Source organism: Yersinia ruckeri ATCC 29473 (assembly GCF_000754815.1).
Lineage (GTDB): Bacteria > Pseudomonadota > Gammaproteobacteria > Enterobacterales > Enterobacteriaceae > Yersinia > Yersinia ruckeri.
Genome location: NZ_KN150747.1, coordinates 3,195,676 through 3,212,530 on the forward strand (window position 1 = coordinate 3,195,676; position 16,855 = coordinate 3,212,530).

A 16,855-nucleotide genomic window follows, 5' to 3' on the forward strand; every position below is an offset into this window, starting at 1 on the left:
CCGGCAATAAAGTCTGATCACTATAGATAGAGATTCAGGAAATGGTCAAACTGGTGATCGAAGATAAAAAAATCCCGAACTGAAAATCAGTCCGGGATTTGAGTCACTATTGATAAGCCGCGGGAATCAGTATCCCTCGGTGCGGCTTATTTCTGGTATTTACGCATCACCAGAGTCGCATTGGTACCACCGAAACCAAAGCTGTTAGACATCACTGTCGTCAGTTCGCGCTTGGTCGGTTCGGTGATGATATTCATCCCTTCGGCTTTCTCGTCCAGCGTCTCAATATTGATGCTTGGCGCAATAAAACCGTGCTCAACCATCAGCAAGCTAAAGATGGCTTCATGAACACCAGCAGCACCCAACGAGTGACCAGTCATCGCTTTGGTAGAAGAAATCGCTGGCGTGTTATCACCGAAAATTTCACGGATAGCGCCCAGTTCTTTTACATCGCCAACTGGCGTAGAAGTACCGTGTACGTTCATATAATCGATTGGCGTATCAACACCCTGCATCGCCATCTGCATACAACGCACAGCACCTTCACCGGATGGAGCAACCATGTCAGCACCGTCTGAAGTCGCGCCGTAGCCTACGATCTCAGCGTAAATATGTGCGCCGCGCGCCAATGCATGTTCCAGTTCTTCCACAACCACCATGCCGCCACCGCCGGCGATAACAAAACCGTCACGGTCTTTATCGTAAGTACGGGAAGCTTTTTCTGGCGTATCGTTGTATTTGGTAGACAGTGCGCCCATCGCGTCGAATTCGCAGGCCATTTCCCAGCACAATTCTTCGCCGCCACCAGCAAACACCACGTCCTGCTTACCTAACTGAATCAGTTCAACCGCATGGCCGATACAATGTGCCGATGTTGCACAGGCGGAGCTGATAGAATAGTTCACGCCTTTGATTTTGAACGGCGTAGCCAGGCATGCGGAAACACCGGATGCCATCGCTTTGGTCACCATGTAAGGGCCAACGCCTCTCAAACCTTTCGCACGCATCCCATCAGAGCCAGCAACCTGATTGCGCGGTGAACCACCGCCAGAACCGACAACCAAACCACTGCGGAAATTGGATACCTGATCGTCAGCCAATTTGGAATCTTCAATCGCTTCTTGCATAGCCAGATAAGCATAAACAGAGGCATCGCTCATAAAACGCAGCACTTTGCGGTCGATTCGAGACGTAACGTCCAAGTCTTTCACATCGCCCCAGATATGGCTACGCATACCCGCGTCTTTAAATTCCTGAGCGAAAGTAATACCAGAACGACCTTCCTGCAGAGCTGCCAGGACCTCCTGCTGATTGTTACCAATGCTAGAGACGATGCCTAGGCCAGTAATCACTGCACGCTTCATTTAATACCTCTTCCACTTTTAGCATTCGGGATTTTGCAAAGCACTTTAGCGTACAGTTGTACGCCGAACAAGTCCGATCAGAATAATATAACCAGATTATCTTACGATTTGCACCCAGAGAGTCACATCGTTAAAATCTCGCTACCCCTTGAGATACGAGTCTTCTTACGTGAATAATCAACCGATCCAAACTGCAACTCTCAGCTGGAACGAACAAGGTACACCTGTTTCGGAACAGTTTGGTGATGTCTACTTCTCAAATCAAGATGGATTGGAAGAAACCCGTTTCGTTTTTCTCAATGGCAACCATTTTCCTGCTCGTTTTGCCGAACATACGCACCCTCGCTGCGTGGTAGCAGAAACCGGCTTTGGCACTGGACTCAACTTTCTGACGCTTTGGCAAGCTTTCACCCAATTTCGTCAACAGCATCCCCAGGCTCCTCTTCAGCATCTGCATTATATTAGTTTTGAAAAATATCCACTGGCGGTGAGCGATTTGGCCGCCGCTCATGCTCGCTGGCCAGAGCTGGCAGACTTCGCCGCACAGCTGCGCGCCCAATGGCCGCTGCCGTTGGCCGGCTGCCACCGCATTCTGCTGGCTCAGGAGGCGATCACGCTGGATTTATGGTTTGGCGATGTCAATACGCTGCTACCGCAGTTAGACGGCAGTATGAATAATCAGGTCGATGCTTGGTTCCTGGATGGTTTTGCGCCATCCAAAAACCCGGATATGTGGAATGACGACCTGTTTAGCGCGATGGCTCGTCTCGCCCGCCCAGCTGGCACTTTTGCCACCTTTACCGCAGCCGGTTTTGTCCGGCGCGGCCTGCAACAGGCCGGTTTTGAGGTAGCTAAAGTAAAAGGCTTTGGTCAGAAACGGGAAATGTTGACCGGCGTTCTGCCGGAGAACCTTGTCAACCCACTACCGGCTCCCTGGTATGCTCGCCCCGCAGCCAGCAGTGGTGATGATATTGCCATTATCGGCGGTGGCATTGTCAGTGCCCTGACGGCGTTAGCGTTACTGCGACGCGGCGCGAATGTCACACTTTATTGTGCTGATGAACAGCCTGCGCAAGGCGCATCCGGTAATCAACAAGGTGCTATTTATCCACTATTGAACGGAAAAAGTGATGCATTGGAAGATTTTTATACCAGCGCATTCACCTTTGCCCGACGTCAATATGATGCCCTACTTGAGCAAGGTATTGCCTTCGATCATCAATGGTGTGGCGTCAGCCAACTGGCTTACGATGATAAAAGCCGAGGAAAAATTGAAAACATTCTGCGCACCCAATGGCCGCAAACTTTTGCTGAATCAATGAGTCAGTCACAACTCAAGTCGTTGGCTGGGGTGGATTGTGGTCACGGCGGTATTCATTATTCGAGCGGAGGCTGGCTTTGTCCGTCACAATTGACTAGCGCACTGATGGCGCTAGCGCAGCAGCAAGGCATGAGCTGCCATTATCGCCATGAGCTAAACCAACTGACGGCTGGCGAAACCGGCTGGAAACTGTCCATGACCGATCGTCCCGATGCTTACCATCAAACGGTTATCCTGGCGGCCGGGCATCGTTTACCACAATGGACGCAGACCCGTTTTCTGCCGCTGACGGCAGTACGTGGTCAGGTATCCCATATTCCGACCACACCGACATTGAGCCAATTGCACAATGTGCTGTGCTACGACGGCTATCTGACCCCAGTTAATCCGAACAATCAGCAACATTGCATCGGTGCCAGCTATCAACGAGGCGAAGCCTCGACTGAATTCAGTTCGACCGAACAACAGGAGAACCGCGAGCGCCTGTTACGTTGCCTACCGCAGGTTGAATGGGTTCAACAAGTGGATGTTTCGGAAAATCAGGCTCGTTGCGGTGTACGTTGTGCGATTCGCGATCATCTCCCAATGGTTGGTGCCGTGCCGGATTATGCTGCTACGCTGGCGCAGTATCAGGATTTGCAACGGCAGATTAAGCGTGGGGAGGCGGTTGATTCAGCGCCGGTATATCCGAATCTCTTTATGGTCGGGGCGTTAGGATCGCGCGGGTTGTGCAGTGCGCCACTGGTAGCGGAAATTCTGGCGGCGCAAATGTATGGCGAGCCGCTGCCACTGAATGGGCAAACACTGGCGGCACTGAACCCAAATCGATTCTGGATTAGAAAACTGCTAAAAGGCCGACCGGTAGAAACCCCATCACACCCTGAGTGACAAATCGCTGCCGTGGTGCATTAACGCCACGGCAGCAGAAGAACTTAGTGAGCCACCTGCGCCTGTTCCAGTAAACGATCCCACAGACCCAATACCAACACCTGATCCGGCGGCGACAGTTCGCCAGCCTTAATTGCTTTGTCCAGGCTGTGCTGAACACGAACATGCAACTGCTCAGCGGTAGTCTCACCGTGCTCTTCAGATTCTGCCACTGCCAGCGTTAAGTGACCGCGCAGGTAGCCGCCCGCAAACAGGTCATCATCGCTGGCGTGCTCTACCATGTCATCAATCTGCGCCAAAATGCGCGATTCAAATTCTGCGATCATTACTCTTCCTCAATAAACTTTCTGGTCAGCCTGGCAACAATTAGACGAAATCTTCCGGATAAGGGAAGTGCTCCGCCGCCAGCGGTGGCGTATTGTAAAACGATTGTAACGCCTTAATAAAGCCCGCAGGCCGTGGGGATATTCCCTGTTGCAGATTTAACAAGACCTGTTCACGGACTTTACGTTGAAATGTCACCCGATCTGGCTCGCAATCGCCTTCCAGATTGTCGCAGCTAACGTTAAAAGGAAAACCGGCGGCCACGCAAAACATCCATTCCAGCGCCTGAGGTTTTATCTCTACCACCTCAAATTGGCTTTGTGTTAGCGCATCGCGCCCATCTGGGCAATACCAGTAGCCAAAATCCACCCGCTTGCGCCGCGCTTCCCCAGCGATACACCAGTGAGAAATTTCATGCATACCACTGGCATAGTAACCGTGAGCAAACACAATTCGGTGGTAATCAACCTGTTCATCAGCTGGCAGATAAATAGGCTCATCGTCGCCTTTGATCAGCCGAGTGTTGAATTCCTCGCTGAAACAACGATTAAAAACGTCAATTAACTCTTGGTAATGATGTGTGGTTGAACTTTCTGACATGATTTAGCAGTCTGTACCCGGTAAGCCGCAAATTACGCCCCCCGCCAATTTGGCTCTGGAGCAATATCATGGGCAAAAAAACAATGCCCTTACATATGAAATGGAATTATCCCATTAAGTCCGGCAACTAGCCAATACCGTGTATTGCCAGCCAAGACTGAATTTCCGCGCCGTGGTTGTCATAAAGCAGTTTGCAGCTCATCACTAGAGAAACCACCACAATCATTGGTCGAATCAATTTCTGCCCGCGCGTAAGCACCATATGTGCGCCCAATCGGGCACCCAAAACCTGCCCAACCAGCATCACCAACCCGATGCCCCACAACACTTTACCCCCCAGAATAAAGAAGGTTAGCCCTCCTAGGTTCGAGGTGAAATTCAGTACCTTGGCATGCGCGGTGGATTTTGCCAGATTAAAGCCGCACAGGGTAACAAACGCCAGCGCATAGAACGAACCGGCTCCTGGGCCAAAAAAACCATCATAGAAACCAATACCACCACCCGCAATTAATGCGAAGGGTAATGCAGATAGGCGACGCTGTTGATCCCGTTCACCCAGTTTTGGCGTCAGTAAAAAATACACCCCGATACCAATCACCAGTATCGGCAGAATCTGGCGCAGAATATCGGCCTGCAAATGTTGAACCAGAATTGCCCCCAGCATGGAACCGACCAGTGTCAGGGCAATGGTCAACTTTTGTTCTTTGAGGTTAACGGCCCCTCGTCGAACAAAATACAGGCTGGCGGAGAAGGAGCCGCCCACTGATTGAAGTTTGTTGGTAGCCAGTGCTTGAGTCGGTGGAACACCTACCGCCAGCAACGCCGGGATGGTTAGCAGCCCGCCACCACCAGCGATGGAATCAATAAAACCGGCTAATAGCGCCACCAAAAACAAGACCCCGATAACCTCGGGGCCAAGGGTAAACCAATCCATGAGTTATCTCGCAGCGAAGTGGTTATCTAGCAATGCCTGACAGGACGGCGGTAATGGTGGTGGTATGGATTTGCCTGGTTTGGCGCTCGGTTGATGAGGCTGGAACCAACTTTGCAGTTCTGCTCCACAACCATCACCCACTGGCGGCGTATCCTGATCTTCACATTCCAGACTGTCCGCCGGGCAGCGTAATCGTACATGCATATGCGCCCGATGACCGAACCAAGGTCGGACTTTATGCAACCAATCGCGATCACTACCAGCATTGATACAAAGTTGCTGTTTAATTGCCGGATTCACGAAGATACGCGTTACATCGCTGTCTTTCGCTGCCAGTTTGATCATGCTGGCAACCTGCGGCTGCCATAAACCCGCGACGACCTGCTTACCGTTGGAAGATACCAAATCAATGGGCTGCGGTTTCAGCAATTGTTGCTGACTCCAACGTTGCCTTGGCAGCTGGAGCCAGATATCCACGTCCAGACCAGACTGATGACTAGCGTGTCCACTACTGAAACGTCCGCCCGCTGGCATCGCCATATCACCGATCAACACCGTGCCCAACTGCTGCTGCTTGGCCTGCGCACTGAAACGCTGAATAAAGTTCAGCAAATCAGGATGACCAAAATAACGACGCTGATCAGGACGCATTACCTGATAATCCGCCGATTCTAATGGCAACGGTTGCGCACCAATCACGCAACCATTGGCAAAACCACCAATCGCCTGCGAAGTTCCAGCTACCGGATGATCGATTTGTTGCCACGGCGTCAAGGCCACGGCGGAAGAGGAAGCGACGAATGCCGCAGCCCCTAACATCCACATTTTCATTAAGCTTACCAGCGAGGAACGTCAGAAATGACATCGCCACACTGCGCACGCTGACGCAGCAAGTGGTCCATTAATACTATCGCCATCATCGCCTCGGCAATAGGCACAGCGCGGATACCGACACAAGGATCGTGACGCCCACGAGTCACCATTTCTACGGCTTCGCCCTGACGGTTGATGGTTTTCCCCGGCACCATAATGCTGGAAGTGGGTTTCAACGCTAGGTGGGCAACCACTGGCTGACCGCTACTGATTCCGCCTAAAATGCCGCCAGCATGATTGCTCTGGAAACCTTGTGGGGTAATTTCATCACGGTTTTCGCTACCGCGTTTGGTGACAACAGCAAAGCCATCGCCGATTTCTACCCCTTTAACTGCGTTGATGCTCATCAGTGCGTGAGCCAAATCGGCATCCAGACGGTCAAATACCGGCTCGCCTAAACCGACCGGAACATGTTCTGCCACCACAGTCACTTTCGCGCCAATGGAATCACCGGCTTTCTTCAGATCACGCATCAGCGCATCCAAAGGCTCCAATTTACTGGCATCTGGGCAGAAAAACGGGTTTTGCTCAACCAGATCCCAATCCAGTAGATCACAACTGATATCACCGATTTGCGCCAGATAACCGCGCACTTGGACGCCAAATTTCTGAGCCAGATACTTTTTGGCTATGGCTCCGGCGGCGACACGCATAGCGGTTTCACGCGCCGAAGAACGACCACCACCGCGATAATCGCGCACACCGTATTTCTGTTCATAGGTATAGTCAGCATGACCAGGACGGAACACGTCTTTTATCACACTGTAATCCTGCGAACGTTGATCGGTATTCTCGATCATCAGGCCAATACTGGTGCCAGTGGTGACGCCTTCAAACACCCCGGAAAGAATACGCACCTGATCCGGTTCCCGGCGCTGCGTGGTATAACGGGATGTTCCCGGCCGACGCCGATCGAGATCATGCTGAATATCTGCCTCGGTGATGGGAATTCCTGGCGGAACGCCATCAATAATACATCCCAGCGCAATGCCGTGAGATTCACCGAAAGTGGTGACGCGGAAAAACTGCCCAATACTATTCCCAGCCATCACGGCTCCTTACCTTTGAGTCATAACTTGTCTGCCAGTGGGTGATTGCCCAAACCGGCAGGAATTACGGAAAGGCACCGCGGTGCCTGCCGCTTAGTCGCGATAGGTGCTGAAATGATGATGGCAATCCAGCAATTGCTGTTTGGTCAGCATAAACACGCCATCGCCGCCGTTGTTGAATTCCAGCCAGGTAAAGGGCACATCAGGATATTGATCCATCAAATGCACCATGCTGTTGCCCACTTCACAGATCAGTACGCCATCATCTTGTAGGAAATCAGGCGCACAGGCCAGAATACGGCGCGCCAACGTCAGGCCATCAAAGCCTGCCGCCAGACCCAACTCTGGCTCGAAACGGAATTCCTGCGGCAGATCGGACATATCCTCTTCATCCACATAAGGTGGATTAGTCACGATCAGGTCGTACTTAATCGGTGGCAAATCGCGGAACAGATCTGAACGGATCGGCGTAACCTGATGCTCAACACCGTGCTGTTGAATATTGTGTTCAGTCACTGCCAAAACGTCGGCTGAGATATCCACCGCGTCCACTTCCGCTTCCGGGAAAGCATAGGCACAGGCAATAGCAATACAGCCACTGCCGGTACACATATCCAGAATGTGGTTTGGCTGATGAGGAATCAGGGCTTCAAAGCGGTTTTCGATCAGTTCGCCAATCGGTGAACGAGGAACCAGAACACGCTCATCAACGTAGTATTCCTGACCACAGAACCAAGCTTTGTTGGTCAGATAGGCTACCGGAATACGCTCATTAACCCGGCGGATAACTCGCTCGACAATACGATGACGCTCGCTGGATGTCAGGCGTGCGTTGCGCATATCTTCAGGAATATCAATGGGCATATAGATAGTTGGAAACACTAACTGAACCGCTTCGTCCCACGGATTGTCCGTACCGTGACCATAATAAATATTGGCCGCATTAAAACGGCTGACCGCCCAGCGCAACATATCCTGAATAGTGTGCAGTTCGCTCACGGCTTCATCGACGAAAATTTTGTCCAATTTGTTCTCCAACGGGTACGCATAAAATCAGGTTGATATCGGTCTAGTTTGCCATGAAGCCAGTGACAAATCAGCAGCTATACACAGGTGAATGATACGCAGGCAATGAAAATGTCGCAAAACAGCACCAATCTATACCGACATTTATTTCGACAGATAGCGTCCAGCAGGTAAACTGAAGCCATTTATTAGGTACGATGAATGAATAATGAAAAATAAATACCACTTGAGTCACGAGGAATTGCAGCTTTTCCGAGAGGCGAGCGCGGGAGCAAAAAAGCTCAAACAGGACACGATCCTGCACCATCAGACACCGCCAAAACCTCATAAAATTGCGCCAGTGCGCTTATTGCAGGAGCAGGTTGACGCTAGTTATTATTTCTCAGATGAATTTCAGCCAAATATCGATAACGAAGGTCCAACACGCTATGTCCGTCCCGGAGTCGATCATTTTGAAGTCAAAAAGCTCAGACGGGGTGATTACTCGCCGGAAATGTTTCTCGACCTGCACGGTTTGACGCAAAAACAGGCCAAGCAGGAGCTGGGAGCATTATTGGCGGCCTGCAAACGCGAACATGTACATTGCGCTTGTGTCATGCATGGTCATGGCAAGCATGTGTTGAAACAGCAAACACCGCTATGGTTGGCTCAGCATCCGGACGTATTGGCGTTTCATCAGGCTCCCAAAGAATGGGGCGGCACAGCGGCACTGTTGGTATTGATCGAATTAACCGAATAAATTAAGGGCGTGACAGAAAACTGTTCACGCCCTTATTGGTGATGCCTTGCCAGCCCTTTCGGCTCAACTTATCGGTTAATGGCTATCATTTTGCAGCCCATATTCACTTTCACGCATCACCCAGGATTTATCAGGCTTTTGCCATCAACTGAGAAGGACTAACCTGCCAATCCAGTTTGCCCTGGCCACTGGCCATATCCAAATCAACACAGGCTATTGCCGAGGTAGCGAACATTGGCGCACATTGGCCTGGACAAAGTTCTGCCACTAAATAACCCACTAACGGTAGGTGAGAAATCAGCAACACCGAAGCGCAGCCCTCTTTGGCCAACGCCTGTAAATAACAAGCTACCAACGCAGCATCCCCGCCAGGCGTCAGTTCAGGCATCACTTCCTGCCCTTCCGGTAAGGTTAGTACTTCTCTTATCACGCCAAGCGTTTGTACCGCTCGCAGATAAGGACTCACCAGTACCTGTTCGACATCCAAAGACTGGCTGTTTACCCAAGCGGCTATCTGCCGGGATTCTTCATTGCCACATTGGGTCAGAGGCCTTTGCGCATCACTGGCAGCGTCAAGAGCCGCGTCGCCATGACGCATGATTAGAACTTGCATATTGCACCGTTTTTGTTAACAAAATAACGCTATACAGAAACGCATCGCGTGCTGTACCGCCGAAACCTTTGTCCACAGACAAAGCAACTTCATAACGATAACGCGCCGTCTCTCTATGGCGGTCGGGCATTTTGCCTGAAAATTCACGTAAATAATATGGTTGTTTTTACATCAACAACACTTACCGTTAGCCGTCACTGTTTACTAAATAGCCTAATCAATAGTTTAATTCATTATTTATGATCTACATAATGTAGAGCTATTAACTTAAAAACATATTAATAACTGCCTAGTAATTGAATGCTAAGGTAGCGCGCCTTTACCTCGCTGTACAGGAAGCAAAAATGCTAAAATAACAGGCGGTGATCGCGCTCACATTCTCCTCAAAACAGCAGGCATGTTACAGGATTTTCGCCTGTTCTTACTTATAGTTCCACTATATCCAACGTATCATCAGGGTAGAATTTAGCCCCTTGAGCGGCCATATCAATCAGGCGTTCACAAGGTGTAAAACGATCACCGTACTGTTGCTCCAACAGCCTCAAGGCCTTGACTGCGGTATCCGCACCCAGTCGATCCAAATAGCGGAACGGTCCACCAAGAAATGGCGGGAAGCCAATACCGAATACTGCGCCAATATCACCGTCCCGTGGGCAACGAATGATCGATTCATCCAGACAGCGAACGGCTTCATTAAGCATCATCATCACGCAACGCTGAGCAATGACTTTATGCTGTAAATGAGCTTTAGCCGTGATACCCAATAATCCGTAAATATGGCTATCAGCCTGTCTGGCAGGGGTTTTCTTCAGAGTGAATCTCGACGATTTCGCCGGATAGAGGTAGAAACCTCGACCATTTTTTCGCCCTTTACGCCCATCTTTCAAAATGGCGTCCAGAGACGAAGGTGCCGCAAAGCGTGAACCAAGCTGCTCCACCAAAATCGGCATAATTTTGGTGCCCACATCAATCCCTACTTCATCCAGCAACGTTAGCGGCCCGACCGGGAAGCCAAAATCGACTAACGCCTTATCTATCGACTCGATCGGCTCAGCATCCAGCAGGCAAAGGGCACCTTCGTTGATATAAGGAGCAAGAATGCGGTTGACATAGAAACCGGCGCGATCGCCAACAACTATCGCTGTTTTCCCCTGTTTTCGCGCCAAAGCCACGGTTGTAGCGATAGTTTCTTCACTGGTTCCGGCATGAGGAATCACTTCCACCAGCGGCATTTTATCTACCGGGCTAAAATAATGCAGACCAATAATCTGCTCTGGCCGATGGGCACCCGCAGCAATCTGACTGATTGGCAAAGATGAAGTATTTGAGGCAAAGATGCAGTGTGCCGCCGTATTGGCTTCGATCTCGGCCACCATCGTTTGTTTTAGCGCCAAGTCTTCGAATACTGCTTCAATCACGATATCAACATGGTCAAAACCACTGTAATCGGTAGTACCTGAAATCAGCATCATCTGACGTTGGCGCTCTGCTGGCCGCAGACGTTTACTGCGCACCCGCTTGCCTAACGCATCCCAGGTATATTTCAGCGCCTGATTGATTCCTTGCGAATTAATATCCTTAATTCTTACCGGTAAACCGGCGCGAGTGGCCGTGACATTAGCAATGCCGCCCCCCATCAATCCCCCACCCAACACCCCCACCCGACTGACCGTATGTGGTCTGGCCGTTGAGCCGCTTTCTTTTTTCAATGACGTAGTAGCAAAGAACAGACTGCGTAGCGCCGCCGACTCCGGCGACATCGCCAGTTCGCCAAAAGCACGGGCTTCAGCCTCGTAACCCCGTGCCCCACCGTGATCCAATCCCTGACGAACGACGTTGATAATACGTTCTGCCGCCGGATAGTGACCTTGAGTTTTTGCTAAGGCTTTTTTGCGTACTATATTGAATAACAGTGTTTTTCCTAGCGGACCATTCAGTAGACGCTCCTGCCACGGCAGAGTAGGTTTATCCCCCCAACCGGCTTTGGCACGACTGACGGCAACGTCCAGCAAGATATCCCGCGCAACAGCCTCATCCACCAGCCCCATTTTTACGGCTTGGCGCGCGCGCACCTGTCGACCGGTCAACATCATATCCAGCGCTTTACTGGCACCAATCAAACGTGGCAGGCGCTGCGTACCGCCAGAACCGGGCAACAGCCCCAGTTGCACTTCAGGTAGCCCCAGCACGGTTTTATCGTCCAGTGAGCACACACGACCATGACAAGCCAGTGCCAGCTCCAGGCCACCGCCCAGACAAGCGCCATGGATAGCCGCCACTATCGGGATAGGGAAACTGGCGATCTTGGCCAGCGTCGCCTGCCCTTTTTGCGCCAAAATTCGTGCCTCCTGCGCCGTGCGGCAGGCGGCTATCATGGTAATATCGGCACCGGCAATAAATGAATCCGGTTTACCCGAAATCATCACCAAGCCTTGTAACTGCGGCAAAGCCTGCGCTTGTTGCAAAACTTCAGCGATTTGCTCAGCAAATTCAGCCTTTAAGGTATTCACTTTTTCATGGTGAACGTTAATGGTGATCACACCAATATTGTCTGGCCGAATACTCAACTGAAATACCGATTCAACCGGAGAAACGCTCGCGGTAATCTGCTGTTCTGCGCTCTTTTCCATTTTATTCCACCTCAACAATCATGGCTGCACCCAGTCCACCGGCGGCACAAGCGGTAGTTAATCCCAATCCTCCGCCGCGACGGCGCAGTTCATTCAGCGTTTGCGTGATCATACGCGCACCGGTCGCCGCAAAAGGGTGACCATAGGCAATAGAACCGCCCAATACGTTGAATTTATCCATATCCACTTCGCCAATCGCCTGGCTACGTCCCAGATATTGTTGGGCAAAACTATCACTGGCGAACATTTTCAGGTTGGCCAGGGTTTGAGCAGCAAAGGCTTCATGCATATCGATCAACGTCAGGTCGGCTAACGTAATGCCCGCGCGGTCTAACGCCAACGGCGTGGCATAAGACGGCCCCAGTAGCATGTTTTGCCATACATCAATGGCGGAGAAAGCGAAGCTACGTAAATAACCCAGCGGTTGTAAACCTAATTCCCGCGCACGAGATTCACTCATCATGATCACGGCCGCCGCGCCGTCAGTCAGTGGCGTACTGTTGGCCGCCGTGACACTGCCGTGTTGGCGATCAAACGCCGGACGTAGTTTGGCATACTGCGCCAATGTGGAATCTTGGCGAATATTATTATCTTCGGTCATCGCTGCACGATAAGGCGGTATATAGGCGGTCATCACTTCATCTTGCAGATAACCTTGTTGCCAGGCTGCTGCCGCCAATTGGTGAGAGCGCATAGCCAGTGCATCCTGATCTTCCCGACTGATGCCATAGGTTTTTGCCATTTGCTCTGCGGTATCACCCATGCGTAAACCGGTGGAATATTCCGCTACTGCTGGAGCCACCGGCAGTAAATCGCGGAATCTCAAACGGCTAAACAATTTGAGGCGCTGTGACAGGCTGCGAGCTTTGTTCACATCCACCAATGTGCGCGCTAGCGCTTTGCTCACACCGATCGGCAATACCGATGAAGAATCAGCACCACCGGCGATAGCGATACCGACGGAGCCAGCAATAATACTTTCAGCCACATTCGCCACCGCTTGAAAACTGGTGGCGCAAGCGCGTGAGACACTGTAGGCATCGGTATGAACACTCATTCCAGTACCCAATACAATTTCGCGGGCAATATTGGGTGCTTCCGGCATTTGTACCACTTGTCCAAACACCACTTGATCAATCAACTCAGGCGCAATTCCGCTTCTGGCCAACAGTTCGCTGACGACTATCTTCCCCAAATCCATCGCGGGGACGCCATGATAAGCGGTAGCCTGCTTGGCAAAAGGGGTACGCAGGCCGTTAACAATCGCAATACGATCGCCCTGACGCGTCACTAACGGGAGTCGCTTACTCATAAAAGCTCCTGAGAGATAAAATGGCATTCACCCGAATGCCAGGTTAACAGGTCTGACCTGATCCGATTATTGTTAACCAAACGTTTACATTTGGCAAACCGGCAGTACCTAAAAATGGGAGCCTGAGCAACTTTCAGAATAAAAAAACAAGATTAGGTAACAAGAAAACAAGGAAGGAGTCATTGAAGAAAGTGGGGGAATAATACAGTCACGAGCAATAGATTGATTAAATAACGCGGAGCCAATACCCCGCGCTGAATAAGAAAGGGTTAACGCAGGCCCAGTTGGAAAATAAAGGTTTCCGCCTGACAAGCAAAAGTAAAGTCAATGGTAAGCCGCACGCCATCTTCTACCGTTTCAATTTTTGGCTCGATCAGACAAGGGTCGGATTCGACAGAACGTGCCTTTTCAATCAGGGTATTCAGCATCGCCTCTGCTTCGTTCTGGCTGGCGAAAACCTGGCTGTAAGACGCTGTACAATCAGTGTTATCCATTACTGTTCCGACATCTACACAGCAGCAAGCTGCGGTTTCTTCTGCGTTACAGCGTTTAATTGCATCTGACATCTTCAATTCTCCTCAACGGACATTTCAAATAGGTGCAAACTGCCATTTGTGATCTGGCTCAAAAATCGTTATCTAACGTTATTTTACTCCTGCAAACAGCACATCACTAGAACTTACTGTTTATGTGCCTATTTAGTGACGAAAATCGTCATTTAAAGAAGGTAAATATTATAATTCGTAGGTTAATTGCTGTGTTTGTGTAACTTTTTTGTTAAGTAGGTCTATTTTTTGCAATCAAATTGTCTGGATTTAAAAAACATTCTTGCAACATTCCCACAGGTCAGACCTATACTTCAGCCACTGGTCTGATTTGTCAGATTGGTAACGGACCCTACAATCCCGCGCTCTCTTGTTACGTTATGTAACATAGTTTAAATAATAAACACATTAAAATGAGGTTTTGGTCATGAACCAGAAAAACCTGTTTACCCGATCAGCTCTGGCAGCTGCAGTGGCAATTATTTCTTCGAACGTTTCTGCGGCCGGTTTTCAGCTGAATGAATATTCAGCGGCTGCATTGGGCCGTTCTTTCTCTGGTGAAGGCGCCGTTGCTGACAACGCATCCGTTGGTAGCCGCAACCCTGCCGCAATGACACTATTTGACCGCCCTTCATTCTCCGGCGGCTTTGTCTATGTTGATCCCAAAGTAGATATTAGCGGTACCTCACCGTTAACCGGCCGCAGCACCGATGCTAAAGATATCGCGCCATCAGAGTGGATTCCTAACATTCACTTTATCATGCCGCTGAATGAACAATGGGCTATCGGTGCATCCGGTACTTCCAACTACGGTTTGGCAACCGAATTTAACGACGACTATATCGCGGGCTCTCTGGGCGGTAAAACCGATCTGAAAACCGCTAACCTTAACTTGGCGGCAGCATATCGTCTGAACCAAAACTTCAGCTTTGGTCTTGGTTTTAACGCCGTTTATGCTGATGCAAAAATTGTGCGTCATATTGGTGAGCTGGGTGGAACACGACTACCGGCACAGACTGAAGTTACTAATATGGAAGGGAAAGAATGGGGTTATGGCTGGAACGCGGGTGTGCTTTATGAAGTGGATAAAGAAAACCGCTACAGCTTAACTTATCGCTCTAAAGTGAAAATTGATTTTGATGGCGATTACAGCAACCAATTGCCTGTAGCTATAGGCGGAACCGGTGGTGCAACGATTCCAGGAGCATTGACGCTGAATCTGCCTGAAGTTTGGGAAGTCTCCGGTTATAACAAAGTGGCTCCACAATGGGCCGTTCACTATAGCTTGGCCTATACCAGCTGGAGTCAGTTCCAGGAGCTAAAAGCCACTGGCACTACCGGTAAGGTATTATTCGAGAAACATGAAGGCTTCCGTGACGCCTACCGTATTGCACTGGGTACCACCTATTATTACGACGATAACTGGACTTTCCGTACCGGTATCGCCTTTGATGATAGCCCGGTTCCGGCAGAAAACCGTTCCATCTCGATTCCGGATCAGGATCGTTTCTGGCTCAGTGCCGGTACCACCTACGCCTTCAACAAAGATGCCTCTGTTGACGTGGGGATCTCCTATATGCATGGCCAGAACGTGACTATCAACGAGAAAACCCCTACGGCGCTGCCAACCGGAGGAACGACCTACGAGTTCAATTCCAAAGGGAGCGCAATGCTGTACGGCGTGAACTTTAACTACGCGTTCTAATTTCGCTGAAAATATCAGATAATGCCGATTAAATCGGCCATCTGACTATAAATTGGCGTTCAGAGAGTGACGAACGCCAACCAATAAAAAAGCGCCTTCCGGCGCTTTTTTATTTTCAACATTCCCGCCTGAAAATTAATTGGCTGAATCGATACTTTCCAGATCGCCCTGAATCGCCTGCGCGTTCGGATTTACTTCTGGTTTTAATACACCGCCGCGAGCCAGAAAATCATTACGCTGGAAGTAGGCTTCACGCACCATCAGGTATGGATCGGAAGAGTTACGCAGTAAACCATCGGAATCCAGCAGTTGCGCCCGCGTTTCAATTCCCTCGATCATCCATTTACCCGCCGACATCCAAAACGTGAAGTAACTTAACACCGGATAGACGTAATCAGCTGCATCGCCACCTTCTTGACGCACCGTAAAGCTGCCATAACCCGGCAGTACCACATAAGGGCCGTAAGGCACATCATAATAGCCGAGGGTGCTGCCAAAGCGGTGTGGCACTTCTTTCGCCAATTTGGGGTTAGCCATGCCAGCAACGTCAATCAAGCCACCCATCCCCAACAGGGTATTCAGGAAAAAGCGGTTAAAGTGTTTCATGGCTTTGTACGGGTCACCAACCAGGAAGCTGTTCACCATACTGGCTGGCTCTTCCAGGTTACCCATAAAGTTGCTAACGCCGTTACGCGCTGGCTGCGGCACATAATCACGCCACACCACGGCCACCGGACGCACCAAGTAAGGATCGAGAACATCATAGTTAAAGTTGAACATCGCCCGGTTAAAACCTTCCAACGGATCGGAGCGACCTTGCTCCATTTGATCCGGTGAGCTGCTGGCACACCCCACCAATAATACGCTCGCGAAAGCCAGCCCTGTCAGGCGAAAGTTCATATGTTTCTCCATGAAATTATGTTCAACCCTAA

At 50.4% G+C, this 16,855-nt stretch carries 15 protein-coding genes; 3 read left to right on the forward strand and 12 right to left on the reverse strand.

From position 1 onward, the window contains the following. Nucleotides 1–146 precede the first annotated feature (146 nt). A complete protein-coding gene (gene fabB, locus DJ39_RS14365) occupies nucleotides 147–1,364 on the reverse strand; it encodes a beta-ketoacyl-ACP synthase I (protein ID WP_004717897.1) in 1,218 nt (405 codons plus the stop codon). A gap of 169 nt (nucleotides 1,365–1,533) precedes the next feature. Here fabB and mnmC point away from each other — a divergent pair, with 169 nt between their 5' ends. Then, nucleotides 1,534–3,573, forward strand: a complete 2,040-nt coding sequence (mnmC, locus tag DJ39_RS14370; protein ID WP_004717898.1) for a bifunctional tRNA (5-methylaminomethyl-2-thiouridine)(34)-methyltransferase MnmC2/FAD-dependent 5-carboxymethylaminomethyl-2-thiouridine(34) oxidoreductase MnmC1 — start codon at nucleotides 1,534–1,536, stop codon at nucleotides 3,571–3,573. Between the two features lie 44 nt (nucleotides 3,574–3,617). Here mnmC and DJ39_RS14375 read toward each other — a convergent pair whose 3' ends face one another. From DJ39_RS14375 to prmB, 6 genes are all read right to left on the reverse strand, one after another. Then, on the reverse strand, nucleotides 3,618–3,899 hold the full coding sequence (locus DJ39_RS14375) for a YfcL family protein (RefSeq protein WP_004717899.1): 282 nt from the start codon (nucleotides 3,897–3,899) through the stop codon (nucleotides 3,618–3,620). A gap of 40 nt (nucleotides 3,900–3,939) precedes the next feature. After that, complete coding sequence (locus DJ39_RS14380) at nucleotides 3,940–4,497, reverse strand: elongation factor P hydroxylase (protein WP_004717900.1); 558 nt, start codon at nucleotides 4,495–4,497, stop codon at nucleotides 3,940–3,942. Nucleotides 4,498–4,624: 127 nt separating this feature from the next. Further along, entirely contained in the window at nucleotides 4,625–5,431 is an 807-nt protein-coding gene (locus DJ39_RS14385; protein WP_038244283.1) for a sulfite exporter TauE/SafE family protein, read from the reverse strand. 3 nt (nucleotides 5,432–5,434) lie between these two features. Continuing rightward, on the reverse strand, nucleotides 5,435–6,262 hold the full coding sequence (mepA, locus tag DJ39_RS14390; protein ID WP_004717902.1) for a penicillin-insensitive murein endopeptidase: 828 nt from the start codon (nucleotides 6,260–6,262) through the stop codon (nucleotides 5,435–5,437). Nucleotides 6,263–6,267: 5 nt separating this feature from the next. Then, nucleotides 6,268–7,353, reverse strand: coding sequence for a chorismate synthase (gene aroC, locus DJ39_RS14395; RefSeq protein ID WP_038244285.1), 1,086 nt, complete (start codon nucleotides 7,351–7,353; stop codon nucleotides 6,268–6,270). A 93-nt stretch (nucleotides 7,354–7,446) separates the two neighbouring features. Next, the gene (prmB, locus tag DJ39_RS14400) at nucleotides 7,447–8,379 is read right to left on the reverse strand and encodes a 50S ribosomal protein L3 N(5)-glutamine methyltransferase (protein ID WP_038244287.1); all 933 of its coding nucleotides are present in this window, start codon (nucleotides 8,377–8,379) and stop codon (nucleotides 7,447–7,449) included. Between the two features lie 208 nt (nucleotides 8,380–8,587). Between prmB and smrB the strand changes: the two genes are divergently transcribed. Further along, complete coding sequence (gene smrB / locus DJ39_RS14405) at nucleotides 8,588–9,118, forward strand: endonuclease SmrB (protein ID WP_004717905.1); 531 nt, start codon at nucleotides 8,588–8,590, stop codon at nucleotides 9,116–9,118. Between the two features lie 130 nt (nucleotides 9,119–9,248). Here smrB and sixA read toward each other — a convergent pair whose 3' ends face one another. From sixA to DJ39_RS14425, 4 genes are all read right to left on the reverse strand, one after another. Then, nucleotides 9,249–9,731 carry a phosphohistidine phosphatase SixA gene (sixA, locus tag DJ39_RS14410; protein WP_038244289.1) on the reverse strand — a complete coding sequence of 161 codons (483 nt, stop codon included), beginning with the start codon at nucleotides 9,729–9,731 and terminating at the stop codon, nucleotides 9,249–9,251. Between the two features lie 425 nt (nucleotides 9,732–10,156). Continuing rightward, nucleotides 10,157–12,361 carry a fatty acid oxidation complex subunit alpha FadJ gene (gene fadJ / locus DJ39_RS14415; protein ID WP_004717907.1) on the reverse strand — a complete coding sequence of 735 codons (2,205 nt, stop codon included), beginning with the start codon at nucleotides 12,359–12,361 and terminating at the stop codon, nucleotides 10,157–10,159. Nucleotide 12,362: 1 nt separating this feature from the next. Further along, the gene (gene fadI / locus DJ39_RS14420) at nucleotides 12,363–13,673 is read right to left on the reverse strand and encodes an acetyl-CoA C-acyltransferase FadI (protein WP_038245479.1); all 1,311 of its coding nucleotides are present in this window, start codon (nucleotides 13,671–13,673) and stop codon (nucleotides 12,363–12,365) included. A 269-nt stretch (nucleotides 13,674–13,942) separates the two neighbouring features. Further along, nucleotides 13,943–14,239 (reverse strand): YfcZ/YiiS family protein, encoded by a 297-nt coding sequence (locus DJ39_RS14425; protein WP_072089265.1) that lies wholly within the window; start codon nucleotides 14,237–14,239, stop codon nucleotides 13,943–13,945. 406 nt (nucleotides 14,240–14,645) lie between these two features. Between DJ39_RS14425 and fadL the strand changes: the two genes are divergently transcribed. Beyond that, nucleotides 14,646–15,923: a long-chain fatty acid transporter FadL gene (fadL, locus tag DJ39_RS14430; RefSeq protein ID WP_004717910.1), complete on the forward strand. Its 1,278-nt coding sequence runs from the start codon at nucleotides 14,646–14,648 to the stop codon at nucleotides 15,921–15,923. Between the two features lie 135 nt (nucleotides 15,924–16,058). On the opposite strand, the gene mlaA is transcribed toward fadL, so the two are convergent. After that, nucleotides 16,059–16,823 (reverse strand): phospholipid-binding lipoprotein MlaA, encoded by a 765-nt coding sequence (gene mlaA, locus DJ39_RS14435; RefSeq protein ID WP_080547524.1) that lies wholly within the window; start codon nucleotides 16,821–16,823, stop codon nucleotides 16,059–16,061. Nucleotides 16,824–16,855: the final 32 nt, after the last annotated feature.